We start from the raw sequence: 16,819 nt of genomic DNA, 5'->3' as shown, positions 1-16,819 counted from the left end.
TGAGGTCAATCATCAGCGTCTGGCGCTACTGCATGATGGTATGGCGGGGCTTCTGCTTATCGAGCGACGGTTTAATCTCACTGAACAGGTGCGACAACTTATTCTTTTATCCCCTGCTAATCTATGGACAGATCAGGAGATTGCCGGTCATCTGTCCATCGGTACCTGTTCTTTCATTTATGTTGATAAGGAGAACCGCAATGTCGAAAGTCTGCATCATCGCCTGGGTCTATGGCCGGGTTCAGGGGGTAGGATTTCGCTACACCACCCAGCATGAAGCGCAACGGCTGGGGTTGACCGGCTATGCGAAGAATATGGATGACGGCAGCGTAGAAGTTGTCGCCTGTGGCGAAAGCGAGCGGGTGGAACAACTGATGAAGTGGTTGAAAGCCGGGGGACCGCGCAGCGCCAGGGTTGATCGGGTTCTCAGCGAACCGCACCGCCCTGGCGACGAGCTAAAGGGATTTAGTATCCGCTATTAAATACATTTCACCGGTTTCGGCAGGCCGGCAATTTTAGTTGCCTGCTTAGCTGGGCCTTTCGGAAACAGGCGATAGAGATAACGGCTGTTGCCTTTTTCTTCGCCAAACTTGTTGGCCATCGCTTTTACCAGCATGCGGATTGCGGGGGAGGTATTAAACTCCAGATAAAACTCGCGAACGAAACGCACCACTTCCCAGTGTTCGGGGGAGAGAACGATACCTTCGTTTTCGGCGATTTTCTCCGCCAGCGGCTCGCTCCATTGCGTGGTGTCTTTCAGATAGCCTTCGCTATCGGTCTCAATTTCATGGCCTGCAAAAATGAACATAGTGCTCTGTCGATAAAGTAAAAACCGCCCTTAGTTTAGCAAATAAGGGGCGGCGTGAGAAACCTCGACCTACAGAAGAAGCTGTAGCAGATTGTTGGCATTAAGCTTCTTCAGCGCGTTGCATTTATACGTCGATACCTGTTTTTCGCTAATCTGCGTCATATGCGCAACATGTTTTACCGATTGACCGTTAACCAGCCTGTCGAGAACATTGAACTCCATGCCAGTCAGGCAGCAATTCAGACTGCGTACCCGACGGGGCTCTTTAGCAAGCAGATACGCCGCATCCACGACGGCAATTCTGTCATCAATGATATGTAAGGTCAGCGTGGCAAAACGCTTTCGTAAATGCGTGGCCAGTGCCCAGCCTTTTTCATTGCACACCAGATAAACCGTTCCCTCCCAGCGCCTGGCCTCCAGTTGAAGCAGAATGTCGACCAGCGCCAGATGCGTCCTCGCGACGGAAAAGCGGCAACGCACAACGAGGGTGTCGCAGGCCAACAGCGAACGGCGCCACTGTAACGCGCCACTCTCAACTTGAGTGTGAGCGTTACGGCGCAGAAGGGCGTAGCGCAACCCTTCGGCATAAAAACGATTATTATCAAGAATGACGAAATTCACGGCGGCCTCTTTATAACGTACTGGGTGTGTAGATGATGCGTAGCGTGCCGGTGTAATCCCCGGCGTTTTTACTGCTGGCTGCAAACGCAGGGGTTTTCAAAACAATAGGGGCTGGTACGCACAGTACGCTCTCACGTCCGCCGGGCAGGACGACCTGACGCAGATGCTGCGGATCGTTGGTGCCTTGCCAGACCAGGGTTTTACCGTTGGCGACGGTTTCGGTTGCGCCCGTGACGGGATTAGTGACGAAAACCTGATAGTCGAGACGATCCCGCGCATCGGTCTGACTTCCGCCGCGTCGCCGGATTGAAAATGCCTCTTCAGCACGGTCCATTGAGGGGAGTCCGTCGTCCTCAAACCGAAGATAAGTGCGGGTGCTGGTACTGTTTTTGCCGTCGTACAGGCACATATCCAGCGTGTTTTCACCCTGGATTTCACTGCCACCCGGCCGCCCCGGGAAGTTGGTCAGGTTGAGGTTAACGATAGGCGTTGAGTGCGGAAATGCCGGCAGATAAATCTGCTGATTACCCGGATCGACAACCTCAATGCGCATCGTGGCCTGCCAGCTAGCAATGGCGCGATAGCCTGGACATCCGGTATTGACGTCGTTGAAGTTCCCGCCGCAGTTGGCAGTATCCCATTCACGCAGGTTCTGCTTCAGCGTTGCGGTCCAGATACCCGGCAGAGCGAGCTTTTCCAGCTCGCTTTTCACGATATAGAAATCGAAGTAAGGTTCTCTGTTCCAGTTTGCAACAATATTTGTCCCTCCCGTGACAAAACTGGCATAGGTAAAAACTTTATTATTGATAAACATGTAGTGGTCGCCATAAATCTTAAGATCCACCGTTTTGCTGGTAAGGGCATGCGTAAAACGTAAATTGATGGCATAAGGTGTCCCTGGGTTCGCCGTGAACCAGACCGGGGCGGTCATGCAGGCGCCCACTGCGGAGTCGGTACGGGACAGACACGTCAGGGTATTACGTCCCCATTTTTGCGGATCGGCGACATCATAGCCGCTCGGTTCATGAACCCAGATATCAAAGCGCGCGGGGGGGGGGCATGCGATCGAAGCTGATATCGACGCTGGTGTTTCTTCCGGCAGGGGCCGCTGCCTGGGTCTGGCCCGCCCACAGACTTAAAAAAAGTAAAATAATTAAGTGCTTGTTCACATCATTTCCCTTTTGTGACGTTGTTTGCATTCATGGCTGTTGGACCCGTTGGTACCGATCGTCCGGCGAGCATCAGCTGAGCCTGTTGCTGGACAGTATCCGGCAGGGCAGAGAAGGTTAATTCCCGGCAAGGGATCGACCCGACGTAACGCACGACGTCGCGCATACTCTTTACGTTCAGCTCGCACTGATAAAACTGCTGCTGACGCACCAGGTAGAGGTTATGCAGCAGAGCGTCGCTTTGAGCGCTAAACCCGCCGTTGCCAAGGTCGCTCCAGCCGTTAACGTTCAGTGGCACGCCGCCGATAAACGGCGAATGTTGCTCGTCAGTTAACTGGCCGAGCCAGGTGTAGCTTGCCGTGGTTTGCACGTCCCGGCGGAGCAGTTTGCCAGGCACCATAAACAACGTTCTGCTGCCTGAACCTTGTGTGATTTCACTGCTGGCACCCCGCGAGACATCCAGCGATTCGTTAATCGTCAACGTAGTCTGCTGATAGCCCGGCACGGCGAAGAGGGCGCGGCTATTGCCTGGAATGTCTGCACTGCCGCCGTTATCCAGCGACACGGCAATGCTCGGATCCTGGGAATCTTCCGGTGTGGCAACGTTAACCGCGATGGCTGAAGCAGGACGTCCGTCGCTCCAGCGGCCCAGCCACAGACCAGAGCGCGACAGCGCAAGCGTGGAGTTGTAATTGCCGCTGCTGCTCAGGGTATGGCGCCGATCCTGACGATCCCAGGCATCGCTGACTGTCAGGCTCCCGTTGCCATATCGTCCGCCCTGGCGCGTGTAGGCAGAGGTATTGAGTGAATCGCTGTTAATACCTGATGCGCTCAGTCCATACTCATTTTCACCACGTGCGTCGGCATACCAGTTGTGCGCCACGTTATAGCTCAGCTGGTTTTTATCATGCTGCTGGTGCTGCCATGTCGCTCCCAGAGAGGTATAGCTTGTCGCATTGCCCTGACGGTTATGCGCCATTGACAGACTCACGCTCAGGTAGCCGCCTTTATCCCTGCCTTCGCGCGAGTCATCGTTACGCATGAAAAGGTTAATACTGCTGTTGATGTTCAGACCGCGCGTGCTGAAAGCCGTACTCAAGCCACCCTGCCAGGCCCGCGTGCGTGAGCGGGTCATATAAACCGACTCCCAGGGCAAGCCTGCATCGTGGCGATCGTCACTGTCCGGGAGTTCCCGACGAGAAACGTACCGTCCTTCGTTGCGGTTATCCGAATATCCCAGGCTGGCGTACCAGGTGCCGACAGGGACGGAGAACATCACCGACAGGCTTCGATAACAGCCATTTACGGCGTCATATCCCGCGCTTCGGGTATTGCAGTTTTCCGCTGATAACGCGTTGCGATAGAAGCTCAGTGAAAAGCCGTCGTTATAGCTGATTTGCTGAATATTGCCGCGTTGTCCTTCGCTGCCGTAAAGGTAGCTAAACCGGGTCGAGAGTACGCCATCGATCGGACCCGCATTGAAACCACGACTCCAGTCGAGCGCATTTTCCAGAAAACGTTGGTTTTTCTTTATCGCTGCGCCACTGGTGAGTGCCAGCGTTGGAGTGATAGGCAGGCGGACACCCGCTTGCGCGACCGCGCTACGTTCATCGTTTTGATTGTTATTGTCGGTTTCGCCCGCCTGCAGGAACCACTCGACGCGGTCAAACGGCGTAATACCGGTGCGGGTAAACGGTATCTGCTCGGTACGTGTCAGCCGGTTATTTTCATAGACGGACAGCGTCACGGTATAGCTCCCGTCTGGGAACGATCGCGTGTCCAGGGTTTGAGCTCCGGCATTGAGATAAAAACTGGCCAGCAGCTGATTGCCCCGGCGGGCGTCAATACGCGCATCATGGGAAAGCAGCACGGTGATAGGGGTACCCTTTGACTGCTGAACCGGATTGATCCATGCCCTTGTCGAGCCTGTGCGCAGGCCGCGAATTTTGCCCAGCGGCAGTTGGCTGAGGTTGATATTCCCACCAGCATTACTGAACAGATCGCGGGTATCCATCTCGCCTAACTGAATATAGTACTGACGCCAGATATCCTGGCGAAACCAGGCATTGTTGACGGTTATTTCTTGTTGCTGCTGGTGCCTTGAACGCTGCCCCAGCCAGGTCCAGTCGAGATTAAAGTAGCCGTCCTGCGTCATGGCCAACGCGCCATTGCCCTGAACGGTGGCTGACTGGTAATCCCTGTCGGCAACAAAATTGATATTTTGTTGATGGATCAACGCATTCTCAGTGCCCTGCGTAGGCTGATACCACTGGTTTTCTGTGGTCTGTTTAGGCAGAAATTTCTTGTCCAAAAACAGGCTATCGCGCGCGTTATTCTCATCATAGATAATGGCCGCACGATGGGTATCAATGTAATCACATCCCGTTGCGGAGCCATTGCTGCTGCACGCCAGGTTGCCGTTACGGGCAAGTGGAACGGCGAGAGCTGCGGACACGGTGGCAACGAGGGCAGGAGCGTCATTAAACTGACGTTTGATAGCCGCGACCACGGTTTCGGGTGCGACAAAACTTACCGATTCAAGTGTGATATCCGTTTCAAAAAGGCCAAGCGATCCGCCATAGAGGTTAACCTCTATCCACAGACGCTGCGTTTTCGCCAGATCTTCGAAACCTGCCGGGACGGCCATCTCGGCGCAGGCGAGTTGGATGGATGCGGGTAATAAAGCAACTAAGAGGAGAGTATTTCTGTGAAACGCCATGACCAAGCCTCGACATCATCCTGACGTCAGAGGGCGGGCACCCTCTGACGTTATCCCTTATGTACTGTGGTGTTACGCACCGCCTTCCGTGGTCGTCGCCTGCGTCAGCATCAGGCTGACAACGCCGCTGTACTGACCGGTTTTCAGAATGCCTTTGGTGGTCTGAGAAATGGTCAGTGGCAGTACCGCTGAACCGTTTTCAATGCTGCCTGGGAACAGTTCAGTTCCGGTAAATTCGGCATCGGTGGTAGACAGTGTTTTATCACCCAGAATCACCGTCATCGGTACAGTCTCGTCGCCATCCATATTGGTGAGCTTAGCTGCGCTAACGAGGCGCACTTTGACATTGCTGGTGGCGGAGTTAGACCACACCTTGGTGTTCAGGCGGTAGCTTTCCAGCCCACGACCTGGCAGGTATTGCATGTCGATGCTGGCCGGCAGTGGCGTGTTATCGGCCTGAGTCATATCCAACTGTGAGTCAACGCTGGCGTTGACGGTAATATCTTTTTGAATCGCCAGCGCGCTAAAGGACGAGGCCATCGCGGCAACAATCATCAGAGGTTTAATATAGTTACGCATTGATATCTCCATATTTACAAATGAGCACCTTGGCTCTTTAAACAAACTACGTGGGTTTTTACTGTGCCGTCGTGTTATTGCACGACGGGTAAATCAGCTTCTTCAGCGGTTTTATTCACCCAGTTGAAGTAGCGGAACTTATATTTCTGACCCTGTTTCATAGTGAGCGTTTTTAATTTCCGTTCAGTGTCCGGATAAATCGTCGCGTCTTCTTTTATCCATTTACACGATGAAACAGCATCACAAACACCAATCTCTCTGAGCGGCACACGCAATGTGCCGTTGTTTTTTAACGTTCCCCGGCGAGGGTCAATCGACAGTGAAATTACGTTTTCTTCTGGAGCAATGTGGACCAGTGCGCCCCAGATCACATTGACACCTAATGTCGCCATTGCTGCAGGGGTTTCTGCCTTGCCTGGAATAATGCTGTCAGGTTGTTTTACCCCTTCAAAATAGACACGCCAGGTGGTCTCTTTTTTCGGAGGTATAAGCGATACCAGACGAACAACGCGCATCGCTCCTGCAGCCAGAGCAAATTTCTCGGGCGTAACCACCACGCCACCTTCTTTCCACGAAGCGACGTCAATTTCTTTTTCCTGGGCTGTTCCGGGATTAAGAATTTTCTTTTGCCTCACCCGAATGAACTGAATATCATCCGTTTTTGAAGCCACCTTAATTTGCGCCGCACCGGATCTGTCTACATTCAGCTCCATGGGATACACGCTCATATTGGCCATTGTTATTTCTGAGAAAAATGGCAATGACAGCGCGGCGACATAAAAGGCGGTTGTCATGCTCACTCTTTTTTTCTGTTTCACAATCAGTCTGCCTGCTCTGAGTTTAAAGGCGGCGCGTTAACACCAGGACACCGTCTGCTTTCGTATCGCTTCAGGGCAGGGAAACTTTAACCAGAACAGCGATTTGTGAAAATTTGTATTAGTTAACTCGTTATATACAGTTTTTTATCCTGCTTTTCTGGCTTTAAGGTTGTATAGTTAAGCGAAAATACCGCGGCCAAGGATGGGAGGAAAATTCCTTCTGATGAAAAAATAAGCAGGTCAGGGGGCGGTTTTCATATCGACGTACCAGGGAATAAAAAGCATGCGGTAACAGCCGAGAATAAAAGATGTTTTTTATATGCAATAATTCGTTGTTATTTGATCCTGAAGCACATGCAATAAGTCTTGTTGGACAACCCGAGTCTGTATTAACACTTTCGGCGCCAGCCGTTCGTCTTTTACAGGAATTCATTAAACACCGAGGACGCGACTTAAGCCGGGAGGAATTGATCGCTCGCGTGTGGGAAGAATTTGGCTTTACGCCATCAGGAAATAATCTCAATAAAGCGGTAAGCGAACTGCGTAAAAGCTTCCAGTCTCTGGGAGAGGGGCACGAATTGATCGTCACTGTCCCGCGCTATGGTTTCCGTTTTGATGCTGATGTGATTTTTCAGCCTGGAGAGAAAATTCAAGCCGTTGATCCGCACCCCCCCTCAGCGCAACAAGACGTTCTGCCCCGGCGAGTATCCCTGAAAAAGTGGTTCAGAATAGGGGCATTGATTGCCGTGCCGTTGGGAGCGATCTTTTACGTTAGCCGCCCGCAGGAGATAACTGTTCCGGCGAAATTAAAGCCGGTCCAGGAAAAAATCGCGCGTTGTAGTATCTGGGTTATCGAAGATCATGGACGGCCGTTAGTGCTATCAAAATTAGCAGAGCGACTGGAGGCCAATGACGTGGCTTGCGAGCGCGAGGAGTATGCTATTTATTTTTTCAGCGCCCGTTTTTCGCTTGCAACTGCTGATGAACTGTTTATCGGGGCCTGCCCGGTCAATAAAACACGTCTGTGCAAGACCATTCGCTATAAAAACGGGGCTGGAAAATGAAAATAAGGCTTCTTTTTGGACTGGGCGGAGCCCTGGTCGGCGGCGCGCTGGCGCTATTTTACTATTGCGGCGCGACGGGAAAAAGCGATGTGCTGGCCTGCAGCACTGAATTTAACTTTACGCGCAATGAAGGGAAAGCAAGTGAGGTGAAGGTAAATGCCCTTGCTCAGTTCTATTTTCATCGGGACGGTACAGGGTTGACCACCTATAAAGGTGCGGCAAGAGCTGGCGGGCAAAATTTTATCGTTGACAGGGATGTAGACTTTACGTGGGAGCAGCGGGACGATGACAACGTCATTGTATTGACCTACACCAAAACCTGGCTTCGCCACAATGACAATACGCCGAATGCCCAATGGGGGAGTTTCGCCTATCCGACCTCACGCTACTACCTGACGATCTCTGAACTTTCACCTGCTGTGTGGCTTATTCAGGACCGGCGCTATCCTACCTATATCTGCCGGGGTCAATAAGGTATAAAAAAAGAGAATGCCAATGGCATTCTCTTTTTTCGTATCAGTGATGCTGATTAATCGCGGCTGGCGAAGCCCAGAATGCTCAGCAGGCTGACGAAGATGTTGTACAGCGAAACGTACAGGCTGACGGTGGCACGGATGTAGTTGGTTTCACCGCCACGGATGATATTACTGGTTTCAAACAGGATTGCGCCTGAAGAAATCAGAATAAACACCGCGCTGATCGCCAGATGTAAAGCCGGCAACTGCAGGAAGATATTCGCAACCATACCAATCAGCACCACCACGATCCCTGCCATCAGCATACCGCCGAGGAAGGACATGTCTTTCCGCGTGGTCAGCACGTAGGCTGAGCAGCTGAAGAAGACCAGCGCCGTACCGCCCAAAGCCATGGCGATAACATCACCCATGCCCGCAGACAGGTATGTGTTCAGGATCGGTCCCAGAATGTAGCCCAGGAAGCCGGTAAAAGCGAAAGCTGACAGAATACCAACCGGTTTATCCGCCGTTTTATAGGTCAAGAACATCAGACCATACATACCCACGAGCGTCAGGATAAGCCCCGGAGAAGGCAGCATCAGTACGGTACTGGCAGTCGCAGTGAGCGCCGAAAACGCCAGCGTCAGGCTGAGCAGGAAATAGGTATTGCGCAGCACCTTATGCGTGCTGAGTAGCGATGTACGATCGCGTGAAGAACTAATAATACGATCCATGAGTCACTCTCTTATGACAGATGTAATTAATGATGGAGGATAATGAAATCAAGGGGAATGACACAGCGGTTTTACCCATCTTTACGCATTTTAACCCGCCAGGCTTAAGCATATTATTTCAACAAAAGCTCCCGAATCAGATGTTAGCACTATATGTGTAAAAATGCCTGTTAGATATCTGCCAGGTAACTGAAAAATATTGCGTTATTCCTGTTTCTCTCTGACAGTGACAGCGGTGTCTACATAAAACAGAGCAATAAGGTAAAGGGAATGATTCAACATAAATCGAAGATATTGACGTTTACGCTGTTGACTGTCTGTTTGATGTCTATCAACGGCGCGGCGATGGCGGCAAATGTTCCCGCAGGAACAATTCTTGCAGAAAAACAGGAACTGGTCAGAAACAATGGCAGTGAGCCAGCGTCGCTGGATCCGCATAAAGTCGAAAGCAACGTTGAATTTAATTTAATCAGCGATATGTTCGACGGACTGGTGGCGGTTAAGTCGGATGGGTCTATCGAACCCCGGCTGGCCGCGTCCTGGGAGAACAAAGACAACACCGTCTGGACCTTTCATTTACGTCCGGGCATAACCTGGTCAGATGGGTCTGCCATTACCGCACAGGATGTCGTCTGGAGCTGGCAGCGTCTGGTCTCACCGCAAACAGCTTCACCTTATTCCTCGTATCTGGGCAATATGCACGTAGCAAACGCCCTCGATATTGCCCAAGGGAAAAAAGATCCCGCCTCTATCGGGGTTAAAGCCCTGGATGATAGCACGCTGGAAATTACCCTGACGCAACCAACGGCGGCGTTTCTGGCGATGCTGGCGCACCCGTCACTGGTTCCGCTGGATAAAGTGCTGATCGGCCGCTTTGGTGATAAGTGGACCCGGCCAGAACATTTTGTCTGCAGCGGGGCGTACAAGTTATCGCAGTGGGTAGTCAATGAGCGCATCGTTGCCGTGCGTAACCCGCATTATTGGGACGATCGGCACACCGTCATTGATAAGGTCACTTATTTGCCCATCAGTTCAGAGTCCGCAGACGTTAACCGCTATAAGGCCGGCGAAATCGACATTGTGTATAGCGTCCCGGTCAATCAGTTCGCGCAGTTGAAAAAGACGATGGGCGATGAACTCCATGTCTCACCTCAGCTTTCAACCTATTACTATCAGTTCAATACGACTCGAGCGCCGTTTAATGACCCGCGCGTGCGCCGGGCGCTGAATATGGCGTTAGATAAAGACATCATCGCACAAAAGGTGATGGGGCAGGGACAACGCGCGGCGTGGGTTATCAGCCAGCCGGAAATAGGGGGAGTGCAACTGCATGCGCCGGAATATGCGGCGTGGCCGCTCGAAAAACGCATTACCGAGGCTAAGAAACTGCTGGCTGAAGCCGGTTATGGCCCTGAGCATCCGCTTAGCCTAAATCTGCTCTATAACACCTTCGAAACGCACCAGCGTATTGCCATTGCCGCATCGTCAATGTGGAAGAAAAACCTCGGCGTAGAGGCGAAGCTGCAAAATCAGGAATGGAAAACCATGCTGGATACCATGCACACCGGTAATTTTGACGTCGTGCGCTACGCATGGATCGCCGATTATGATGATGCCTCAAGTTTCCTCAATATTTTCCGTACCGGCGATAGCGAGAATACCACCAGGTACAGCAATCCCGCTTTTGATGACGCGATGCGCAAGGCGGCGAAAGCAACTTCGCTGGAGGAGCGAGGCAAATACTACCAGCAGGCTGAAGACCTTTTAGGAGAGGATGTACCAGCGATTCCGGTTTACCACTATGTCCGCACGCATCTTGTGAAGCCGTGGGTGGGAGGATTTGCGCCAGATAACCGGGGAAATTACTACACCAAAGATATGTTCATCAAAAAACATTAAGCGCTGTAGCCAGTATTTGTGCTGAATAAACGGTCAATCTGTTGTTATTTCAGTCGATTAACAATATTTTGGCTGTTTTTCAGGCAAACGAACGCATTGATGCTTTACAGGTCCGTTCGGGATGTTTATAGTGCGCCTCATTGGAAGCGTGGCCGAGCGGTTGAAGGCACCGGTCTTGAAAACCGGCGACCCGAAAGGGTTCTAGAGTTCGAATCTCTACGCTTCCGCCAAATTAAACAAGGGGTTACCGAAAGGTAGCCCCTTGTTGTTTTGGCTACTGGAATATTTTCCTCATCTGTCAGAACATTAGACGAAAAAAATCCCGCCGAAGCGGGAGATTTTTAGGCTTGGATTAGTCGTTTAAACAGCAACTGTTTGACGTCTTGGCGGTGTGACAAAATTGCATGTGCCGTAATCGTTGAACCATCTACCGAATACAAAACTCTATAACCACCTGCAGTGTTACACTCACGATACTTTGCAACTCCAATCTTGATCAACTCCGGGCAAACTTGGCAACCGAGGGGAAACTGGCTGACCTGTTTCTCAAACTGCTCAAGAATGTCGGTAATCACGGGCTTCACTTCCACGTCAACGTGATGCAGATAGTTGGCAATGTCATCAATGCAGGTTTTGACTGTATGCGTGTATTCGATTTTGACGCTTTCCATTACAGGATCCTTATATCAGTATTCTCTCATATAAGCCCATCCAGTAACTGCTCCTTCGAAAGTACCTTACCGTCAGATTTATCTTTCTCAGACAGTGTGAGAAGCTTCAGAAGAGCAATAGCATTTTCCCGCTCCTGCACTTGTTCATAAGACTCGATAACGTACGCGGGGGTGCCATTTTGTGTTACTAGGATCGGCTCAGATAAATTGAGAGAAGCTGCGTTTTTCTTAACGAAGCTAATAGTCTCAATTCGCATCGCACTTTCCTTTATCAGTTATGGGAGTCTTAATTTAGTCTAAATTTGATCTAAATGCAACGGTGTTGTTTTTCAATGAATGGAGCGTCCAACGTCGGCATCACCTTCACTTTGCGGTCGTAAACCAGCACATGATTTCCGTTTTATGACCAGAAAATAGTTGCTTGTCCCGGCTGGAACCTGCGTAGATCCGAAATCTCCTTTGCTCTAATGTCGTGGAAATTGCGGTCGAACGGAACGCTGGCTTTCTGCTCTGCAGTTCGTTTCGCATCGTCCAACAGTTATTTAACGTTTTCGGGATCACACGACTGCCTTTGTTTGTCGTCACAACAAACTCACCGCCGGTACCGAATGTATTCCGCGCCAACAGCACTTTTAAACGAAGAGACTAATAGATTAGTATCCGTAAATAACTCATCGTGATAAAAATCACTGTTATTAAGATCATCTATTGCAGTGAATGTTTACTTCTAATGAATAATTTCAGTTAATTTTTATAAATTCCTAAAGTTGTTAAAATCACGGATTCGCTCTGGCACTGTTCGCGCGTAGTGATACGGTGCGATTTTTCCAGGCATGGAGTTGTAAAATGAAACGAGTGGCGATGTGTATTTTGGGAGTGTTATTTTTATCGGGGTGCAGTCAGCGCGTTGCTGATCTGACGGTGGCAAGCACTAAAAATTACAATATGAACGGAGGACAATTTGTCACCGGTAATCGTGTTACCGGGGAGGATAGTTCGGCGATAGTTATTTTCCCACTAGGTATGCCAAATGTTAAGGAAGCAGCGGACAGGGCTATAGAGCAGAATCGCTGTGCCGTGGGGTTGACTAATGTTGTTGTCGAACAATATGTATACGCATTTTTATTTGGTGTTCAGGGGTTTACGGTTGAAGGTAACCTAGTGTTGGATAAAACGCTACCAGGATGTTTTAATGCTAAATAGATAATAATTCTAAATAACTTAAACCTCGCTCCGGCGGGGTTATTTATTTCCCGGAGGAAATATATCAGAGGATTTAGGGGGGATTTATTACACAGTAAATGCCCAGACAGCCCCTCTTTTGAACGCACAAAAAGAGGTCGACACTGCGAATAAAAAATGCAGTCGGGTTTTGGCAAAACAGATAATTCCGTAAAAAAGTCAGTGCCTCATTTGGCAAATTAAGCGCCGTTGCATCAGCGGTAGCGACCGCATTATCAGCAAACGTTGTTGTTGAATACGCAAACGCATGGACTGAATTAAGCAACAAACTGGTTAACGCCGTCAAAGCGAATGAAACGCTGGCTGATGTAACCAACCGTGTGTTTAAGGTCTCACAGGATATGGGGCGAAAAGCCATGCAGTTTCAGAAAAACGATCATTTTGTGCAGAGTATCCGAACTGAAGTCGACAGGTACATTCAGGAGCGTCAACCAGAGGCGCCGCAACCCATGCAGGCAATTATTGCCGTTCTTGAAGAATCTCTGCCCGGCGATGACTTAAAATTTGTGGCTGAAAATATTACTGTGCAGCCGGATTTATTACGCAGTCAGGATGGAAAAGATTTACTGGGAATGCTGGTGAGGGGATTAAGAAAAAGGGGGGGGGGCAGTGGCACTAATACATCCCCGGCCGCCAATGCCGGGAACACCACCTGATGATGGTGATTATGATGAACCGGAATTGATAGCCATGGAAGGCAGATTTCTTTGAAAGTGTTGGTATACTATCTTCAAGGTTGTGCCTAACATGTTGTTTTTTCTGGGTGCAAAGTTCGTACAATTTACTAAGAACAAATATCATGTCGTTGATTTTATTGAAATTGTCATCGGTCTTGAAAACCGGCGACCCGAAAGGGTTCTAGAGTTCGAATCTCTACGCTTCCGCCAAACATAAACCCCGAGCTATTTAATAGCTCGGGGTTTTTTCGTTTTGTGCAGTTTATGTCATGCCATCTTTCTCCAGCCTTAGTCGCGCAAGGGCAACTCAGCGCTGCTGCCCGGCGGAAAGCTGACGAACTGAATCATCTTCATATCTGGCAATGCCTACATGAGCGAACGTCTTTTCATTCGTCGTAATATCCATAGCAGCCCCAGCATAAAGGTCAGGTAACCCATAACGTAATATCCCTGCTGTCTTCGTTCTGCGAGCGTTGGGTCGGCCGCCCATGCCAGAAAGGCGGTAACATCCCTGGCATATTGCTCCTCCGTTTCAGCTTGTAGCGACGCCGGGCGCCATTGAATCTCTCCGCTGGTCAGCGGTTTCGGCATGTTAATCACGCCACCGGGAAAATAGCGATTAGCCTTCAGTTCGGGATCGGCAGGTTGATAACCGGTTAGCAGTGCGTAGACGTAATCTGCTCCCTGGTCCGTGTAGGGCAGAAAAGCATCCAACAGAAATTGCGGGAATCCGCGATCGTATGAGCGGGCACGCACGATATAGCTCAGGTCAACGGGAGAAGCGCCATTGTTAAGGTATCGTGCTTCCTGCTCGTTTAGATACGGCGAGATGAAGCTGTCATTTAGCGTCCCGTCTCGCTCGCCAATCTGGCCGTCATCCTGAAGCTCAGGAAACTGATAGCCGCTGGCGATACTTCTTGCTTCTTCAGCCGTGAGTTCCGGACCGCCGGGCCTGGTCAACGACCGAAAGCTAAGGTGCTTTATGCCGTGACAAGCGCGACACTTCTCTTCATAAACCTGCAGGCCACGCCGAAGCTGCGCTTTATCATACTGGCCATTGATGCCGCTGAAGCTCCATTCCTGCCGTTCAGGCGTGGCTTCCTGCGCATAGGAGGAACCCAGTCCCAACAGAGAAAAGGACAGAATGCTGATTTTCAATAGTTGTTTCATCATCAGTCCTGTTTTTCCAGAAAACGACGGCAAGGTAATACGATTAAAAACCAGGCAAACCAAATCAGAGTCGAAAGCTGCGATGCGGCACGGATCCAGCCCTCTTCGTTACGGAAACCGTCAATAAGATCGGGGCCAACCAGCGCTTTCGACCCTAACCAGCCTAAAAAGCAGGCATTAATGACCCACAGCCAGAATCCGCATTTAACCAGTTTGCTGTAATGGCGAAAACGAGCCCGGGAAGTATCAAGCCAGGGAAGGAAATAGAAAATCAGTACCGAGCTGCACATTGCGGCTAAGCCAACGAATTCATTTGGGAAGCAACGCAAGATGGAGAAGAAGGGGAGAAAATACCATTCCGGCGCAACAATCGCGGGTGTAACTGTTGGATCCGCAGGAATAAAGTTATCGGCGCTGCTCAGATAGTGCGGCGCGAAGAATAAGAACCAGGCGAAGATCATCAAAAAAAGGATGATTTTGATGGCATCAAGATCGGTAATTTTGTAATCGAACAGCAGGCTCCTGGACTCTTTCTCGCTAAACCTCTTTTTCATCGCCTGCGCAAACGCCGACTGTACGGTGCGAATATGAAAAACCGTTGCTCCAACAATCACAAAGGGAAGAATAAAGTGGAGAACAAAAAAGCGGCCAAGCATCGGCGTTCCCGGAGTATGGCTGCCGACTAAATATGCGTAAAGGGTATCACCCACCAGCGGAATGGCCTGGGCAAAGCGGGTAATTACCGTGGCCGCCCAGTAGCTTTTTTGCCCCCAGATAAGGCTATAACCAAGAAATGCGGTCATCATCAGCAGGATATATAGCGTCACGCTAATCATCCACATTGTCGTCCAGGGCTTGCGGTAAACGCTGTAGTACATGCCACGAAAAATATGCAGATAACAGGCAAAGAAAAAGAGCGACGCGCCAATAGCATGCATGTTGCGTAACAGTTCTCCATGGCGAACCGCACGCATAATATGAATAATGGAGTCAAATGCCAGCTCGGCCGTCGGCACGTAAAACATTGCCAGCACGATACCCGTAAGGATCTGCACACCGAGTATAACCAGCAGGATGGCGCCGATTGCGAATACCCAGAGTCCGGCAATCGAGCGAGGAAACGGGATACGCCAGCGAAGCGAATAGACGCGCTCACTCCTCATTTCAGGCTTCCTTCGTGCCGATACGCACGGCCTGACCATCCGAATGAATAACGTAGTCCGGGATTGCCAGGTTGGTCGTCGCGGGGCCGCGCGTCACGCGCCCGGAGGTATCAAACTCTGAGCCGTGGCACGGACAGATCCAACCCACCCCTCCTGGTCGGGCGTTGGGTACGCACCCGGCATGTGGACAATACCCTTGAACCACCAGCCATTGAGGATGAGTAGCAGAGACCCTCTCGCTGTCCGGTTGTGGGTCGATAAGCGTATGCCAGTCGGCACTTCTGGCAGTAATAATCTCATCCTGGGTGCGATGGTGAATAAGAATCAGCTTTCCCTGCCATACGCGTCTGACGGTTTGTCCAGCAGCAACCCCCGCAAGAGAGACATCAATCGGTTCATTTTCCGCAAGAGTCTTCTCATCCGGACCCAGGGCCGAAACCAGCGGCCAGACGGCAGCAGCGACGCCTGCCGCACCGACGAATTTTGTCAGTTTACACAGACATTCCCGGCGCTGTTCCTGGATTTCGCCATCTGCAAGTTTATTCTCTGTCACCTCGTATTTCTCCCTGAGCATCGCGGATTAACGTTTGTCGATACGCGCGTAAATTTCCTGAAAGCGCTTATCAGCAATACCCGGCGCTTTGAATGCCCGATAGCTTGCTGGTAACGTGGCATCTCCAACCTTTATCAGCATCACCATGCCCTGAGCGTAATGCGGTGTACATTTGATTCCGTAAAATCCGGCATTGTCATAAGTTACTTCGATCTCTTCATCGATTTTTCCCAAAAAACCGGGATAGTTAGCCGGAGACAATTCAGCGATTGAAGCCGCGTTGTGACTCTTATGTTTACGGATAAACTTCACCGTATCCCCGGGCTGGATCTCCAGATAATCCGGCTCATAGACCATTGGTCCCGCAGACCCACGATTTTTCATCAAAACGTCGTGAGTTTGTGCGAAGGTTGAAGAGGCGAGGGCGAGTAAACATAAAACTTTCAGGCTCTGTTTGAGATATTTCATCGATTCTTC

At 50.5% G+C, this 16,819-nt stretch carries 18 protein-coding genes, 1 tRNA gene and 3 pseudogenes; 8 read left to right on the top strand and 14 right to left on the bottom strand.

Features of this window, described 5'->3' with window-relative positions; genetic code table 11:
- Positions 1 to 19 precede the first annotated feature (19 nt).
- A pseudogene (locus OGV38_RS04105) lies at positions 20 to 166 on the top strand (AraC family transcriptional regulator); the annotation flags it as partial.
- 34 nt (positions 167 to 200) lie between these two features.
- Complete coding sequence (gene yccX, locus OGV38_RS04100; protein ID WP_016152492.1) at positions 201 to 482, top strand: acylphosphatase; 282 nt, start codon at positions 201 to 203, stop codon at positions 480 to 482.
- On the opposite strand, the gene tusE is transcribed toward yccX, so the two are convergent.
- The 6 genes and pseudogenes from tusE to OGV38_RS04070 form a co-directional block, all read right to left on the bottom strand.
- Positions 479 to 808 (bottom strand): sulfurtransferase TusE, encoded by a 330-nt coding sequence (tusE, locus tag OGV38_RS04095; RefSeq protein ID WP_016152493.1) that lies wholly within the window; start codon positions 806 to 808, stop codon positions 479 to 481. The genes yccX and tusE overlap by 4 nt on opposite strands.
- A 69-nt stretch (positions 809 to 877) precedes the next feature.
- Entirely contained in the window at positions 878 to 1,429 is a 552-nt protein-coding gene (locus OGV38_RS04090) for a LuxR C-terminal-related transcriptional regulator (RefSeq protein WP_049042100.1), read from the bottom strand.
- 10 nt (positions 1,430 to 1,439) lie between these two features.
- Positions 1,440 to 2,598 (bottom strand): annotated as a pseudogene (locus OGV38_RS04085) (CblD like pilus biogenesis initiator family protein).
- A 1-nt stretch (position 2,599) separates the two neighbouring features.
- Entirely contained in the window at positions 2,600 to 5,317 is a 2,718-nt protein-coding gene (locus tag OGV38_RS04080) for a TcfC E-set like domain-containing protein (RefSeq protein ID WP_286472962.1), read from the bottom strand.
- Positions 5,318 to 5,389: 72 nt separating this feature from the next.
- Positions 5,390 to 5,896 carry a CS1 type fimbrial major subunit gene (locus OGV38_RS04075; RefSeq protein ID WP_016152497.1) on the bottom strand — a complete coding sequence of 169 codons (507 nt, stop codon included), beginning with the start codon at positions 5,894 to 5,896 and terminating at the stop codon, positions 5,390 to 5,392.
- Positions 5,897 to 5,970: 74 nt separating this feature from the next.
- A complete protein-coding gene (locus tag OGV38_RS04070; RefSeq protein WP_286472960.1) occupies positions 5,971 to 6,714 on the bottom strand; it encodes a fimbrial protein in 744 nt (247 codons plus the stop codon).
- Positions 6,715 to 7,022: 308 nt separating this feature from the next.
- On the opposite strand from OGV38_RS04070, the gene OGV38_RS04065 reads away from it, so the two are divergent.
- Both OGV38_RS04065 and OGV38_RS04060 read left to right on the top strand, forming a co-directional pair.
- Entirely contained in the window at positions 7,023 to 7,778 is a 756-nt protein-coding gene (locus tag OGV38_RS04065) for a winged helix-turn-helix domain-containing protein (RefSeq protein WP_049042089.1), read from the top strand.
- Complete coding sequence (locus OGV38_RS04060; protein WP_019076424.1) at positions 7,775 to 8,251, top strand: hypothetical protein; 477 nt, start codon at positions 7,775 to 7,777, stop codon at positions 8,249 to 8,251. Before OGV38_RS04065 ends, OGV38_RS04060 begins: the two co-directional genes overlap by 4 nt.
- Positions 8,252 to 8,307: 56 nt before the next feature.
- Here the strand turns inward: OGV38_RS04060 and yccA are convergent, their stop codons facing one another.
- Positions 8,308 to 8,967, bottom strand: a complete 660-nt coding sequence (gene yccA / locus OGV38_RS04055) for an FtsH protease modulator YccA (protein ID WP_016152501.1) — start codon at positions 8,965 to 8,967, stop codon at positions 8,308 to 8,310.
- A 270-nt stretch (positions 8,968 to 9,237) separates the two neighbouring features.
- Between yccA and OGV38_RS04050 the strand changes: the two genes are divergently transcribed.
- Both OGV38_RS04050 and OGV38_RS04045 read left to right on the top strand, forming a co-directional pair.
- Positions 9,238 to 10,866, top strand: coding sequence for an ABC transporter substrate-binding protein (locus OGV38_RS04050; protein WP_047359360.1), 1,629 nt, complete (start codon positions 9,238 to 9,240; stop codon positions 10,864 to 10,866).
- A 142-nt stretch (positions 10,867 to 11,008) separates the two neighbouring features.
- Positions 11,009 to 11,096: transfer RNA gene (locus OGV38_RS04045), tRNA-Ser, on the top strand.
- A gap of 111 nt (positions 11,097 to 11,207) precedes the next feature.
- On the opposite strand, the gene OGV38_RS04040 is transcribed toward OGV38_RS04045, so the two are convergent.
- From OGV38_RS04040 to OGV38_RS25055, 3 genes and pseudogenes are all read right to left on the bottom strand, one after another.
- The gene (locus OGV38_RS04040) at positions 11,208 to 11,537 is read right to left on the bottom strand and encodes a type II toxin-antitoxin system RelE/ParE family toxin (RefSeq protein ID WP_049040818.1); all 330 of its coding nucleotides are present in this window, start codon (positions 11,535 to 11,537) and stop codon (positions 11,208 to 11,210) included.
- A 26-nt stretch (positions 11,538 to 11,563) separates the two neighbouring features.
- Complete coding sequence (locus tag OGV38_RS04035; protein ID WP_049040815.1) at positions 11,564 to 11,794, bottom strand: type II toxin-antitoxin system Phd/YefM family antitoxin; 231 nt, start codon at positions 11,792 to 11,794, stop codon at positions 11,564 to 11,566.
- Between the two features lie 50 nt (positions 11,795 to 11,844).
- Positions 11,845 to 12,024: pseudogene (locus tag OGV38_RS25055) on the bottom strand (tyrosine-type recombinase/integrase); the annotation flags it as partial.
- Positions 12,025 to 12,383: 359 nt separating this feature from the next.
- On the opposite strand from OGV38_RS25055, the gene OGV38_RS04030 reads away from it, so the two are divergent.
- Positions 12,384 to 12,740: a hypothetical protein gene (locus OGV38_RS04030; RefSeq protein WP_049040814.1), complete on the top strand. Its 357-nt coding sequence runs from the start codon at positions 12,384 to 12,386 to the stop codon at positions 12,738 to 12,740.
- 395 nt (positions 12,741 to 13,135) lie between these two features.
- Positions 13,136 to 13,435: a hypothetical protein gene (locus tag OGV38_RS04025; protein ID WP_286472959.1), complete on the top strand. Its 300-nt coding sequence runs from the start codon at positions 13,136 to 13,138 to the stop codon at positions 13,433 to 13,435.
- A 387-nt stretch (positions 13,436 to 13,822) separates the two neighbouring features.
- Here OGV38_RS04025 and OGV38_RS04020 read toward each other — a convergent pair whose 3' ends face one another.
- Genes OGV38_RS04020 through OGV38_RS04005 form a run of 4 tightly spaced genes read right to left on the bottom strand, consistent with a single transcriptional unit; the run spans position 13,823 to position 16,810 of the window.
- Entirely contained in the window at positions 13,823 to 14,626 is an 804-nt protein-coding gene (locus tag OGV38_RS04020; RefSeq protein ID WP_049042405.1) for a cytochrome c1, read from the bottom strand.
- 2 nt (positions 14,627 to 14,628) lie between these two features.
- A complete protein-coding gene (locus tag OGV38_RS04015) occupies positions 14,629 to 15,789 on the bottom strand; it encodes a cytochrome b (protein WP_047501122.1) in 1,161 nt (386 codons plus the stop codon).
- Between the two features lies 1 nt (position 15,790).
- Entirely contained in the window at positions 15,791 to 16,342 is a 552-nt protein-coding gene (gene petA, locus OGV38_RS04010) for a ubiquinol-cytochrome c reductase iron-sulfur subunit (RefSeq protein ID WP_049042414.1), read from the bottom strand.
- A 27-nt stretch (positions 16,343 to 16,369) separates the two neighbouring features.
- Entirely contained in the window at positions 16,370 to 16,810 is a 441-nt protein-coding gene (locus tag OGV38_RS04005; RefSeq protein WP_047501117.1) for a pseudoazurin, read from the bottom strand.
- Between the last annotated feature and the right edge of the window lie 9 nt (positions 16,811 to 16,819).

The sequence above is a fragment of the Citrobacter sp. Cb080 genome, from assembly GCF_030334745.1.
GTDB classification, from domain to species: Bacteria; Pseudomonadota; Gammaproteobacteria; order Enterobacterales; family Enterobacteriaceae; genus Citrobacter; species Citrobacter braakii.
This window is presented reverse-complemented; position numbering and strand designations above follow the sequence as displayed.

Excerpts from the sequence above, each read along its gene's own strand:
- yccX (WP_016152492.1), top strand. The coding sequence starts at position 201 with ATGTCGAAAGTCTGCATCATCGCCTGGGTCTATGGCCGGGTTCAGGGG.
- tusE (WP_016152493.1), bottom strand. The coding sequence starts at position 808 with ATGTTCATTTTTGCAGGCCATGAAATTGAGACCGATAGCGAAGGCTAT.
- OGV38_RS04080 (WP_286472962.1), bottom strand. The coding sequence starts at position 5,317 with ATGGCGTTTCACAGAAATACTCTCCTCTTAGTTGCTTTATTACCCGCA.
- OGV38_RS04075 (WP_016152497.1), bottom strand. The coding sequence starts at position 5,896 with ATGCGTAACTATATTAAACCTCTGATGATTGTTGCCGCGATGGCCTCG.
- OGV38_RS04065 (WP_049042089.1), top strand. The coding sequence starts at position 7,023 with ATGTTTTTTATATGCAATAATTCGTTGTTATTTGATCCTGAAGCACAT.
- OGV38_RS04060 (WP_019076424.1), top strand. The coding sequence starts at position 7,775 with ATGAAAATAAGGCTTCTTTTTGGACTGGGCGGAGCCCTGGTCGGCGGC.
- yccA (WP_016152501.1), bottom strand. The coding sequence starts at position 8,967 with ATGGATCGTATTATTAGTTCTTCACGCGATCGTACATCGCTACTCAGC.
- OGV38_RS04050 (WP_047359360.1), top strand. The coding sequence starts at position 9,238 with ATGATTCAACATAAATCGAAGATATTGACGTTTACGCTGTTGACTGTC.
- OGV38_RS04040 (WP_049040818.1), bottom strand. The coding sequence starts at position 11,537 with ATGGAAAGCGTCAAAATCGAATACACGCATACAGTCAAAACCTGCATT.
- OGV38_RS04035 (WP_049040815.1), bottom strand. The coding sequence starts at position 11,794 with ATGCGAATTGAGACTATTAGCTTCGTTAAGAAAAACGCAGCTTCTCTC.
- OGV38_RS04030 (WP_049040814.1), top strand. The coding sequence starts at position 12,384 with ATGAAACGAGTGGCGATGTGTATTTTGGGAGTGTTATTTTTATCGGGG.
- OGV38_RS04025 (WP_286472959.1), top strand. The coding sequence starts at position 13,136 with ATGCAGTTTCAGAAAAACGATCATTTTGTGCAGAGTATCCGAACTGAA.
- OGV38_RS04020 (WP_049042405.1), bottom strand. The coding sequence starts at position 14,626 with ATGAAACAACTATTGAAAATCAGCATTCTGTCCTTTTCTCTGTTGGGA.
- OGV38_RS04015 (WP_047501122.1), bottom strand. The coding sequence starts at position 15,789 with ATGAGGAGTGAGCGCGTCTATTCGCTTCGCTGGCGTATCCCGTTTCCT.
- OGV38_RS04005 (WP_047501117.1), bottom strand. The coding sequence starts at position 16,810 with ATGAAATATCTCAAACAGAGCCTGAAAGTTTTATGTTTACTCGCCCTC.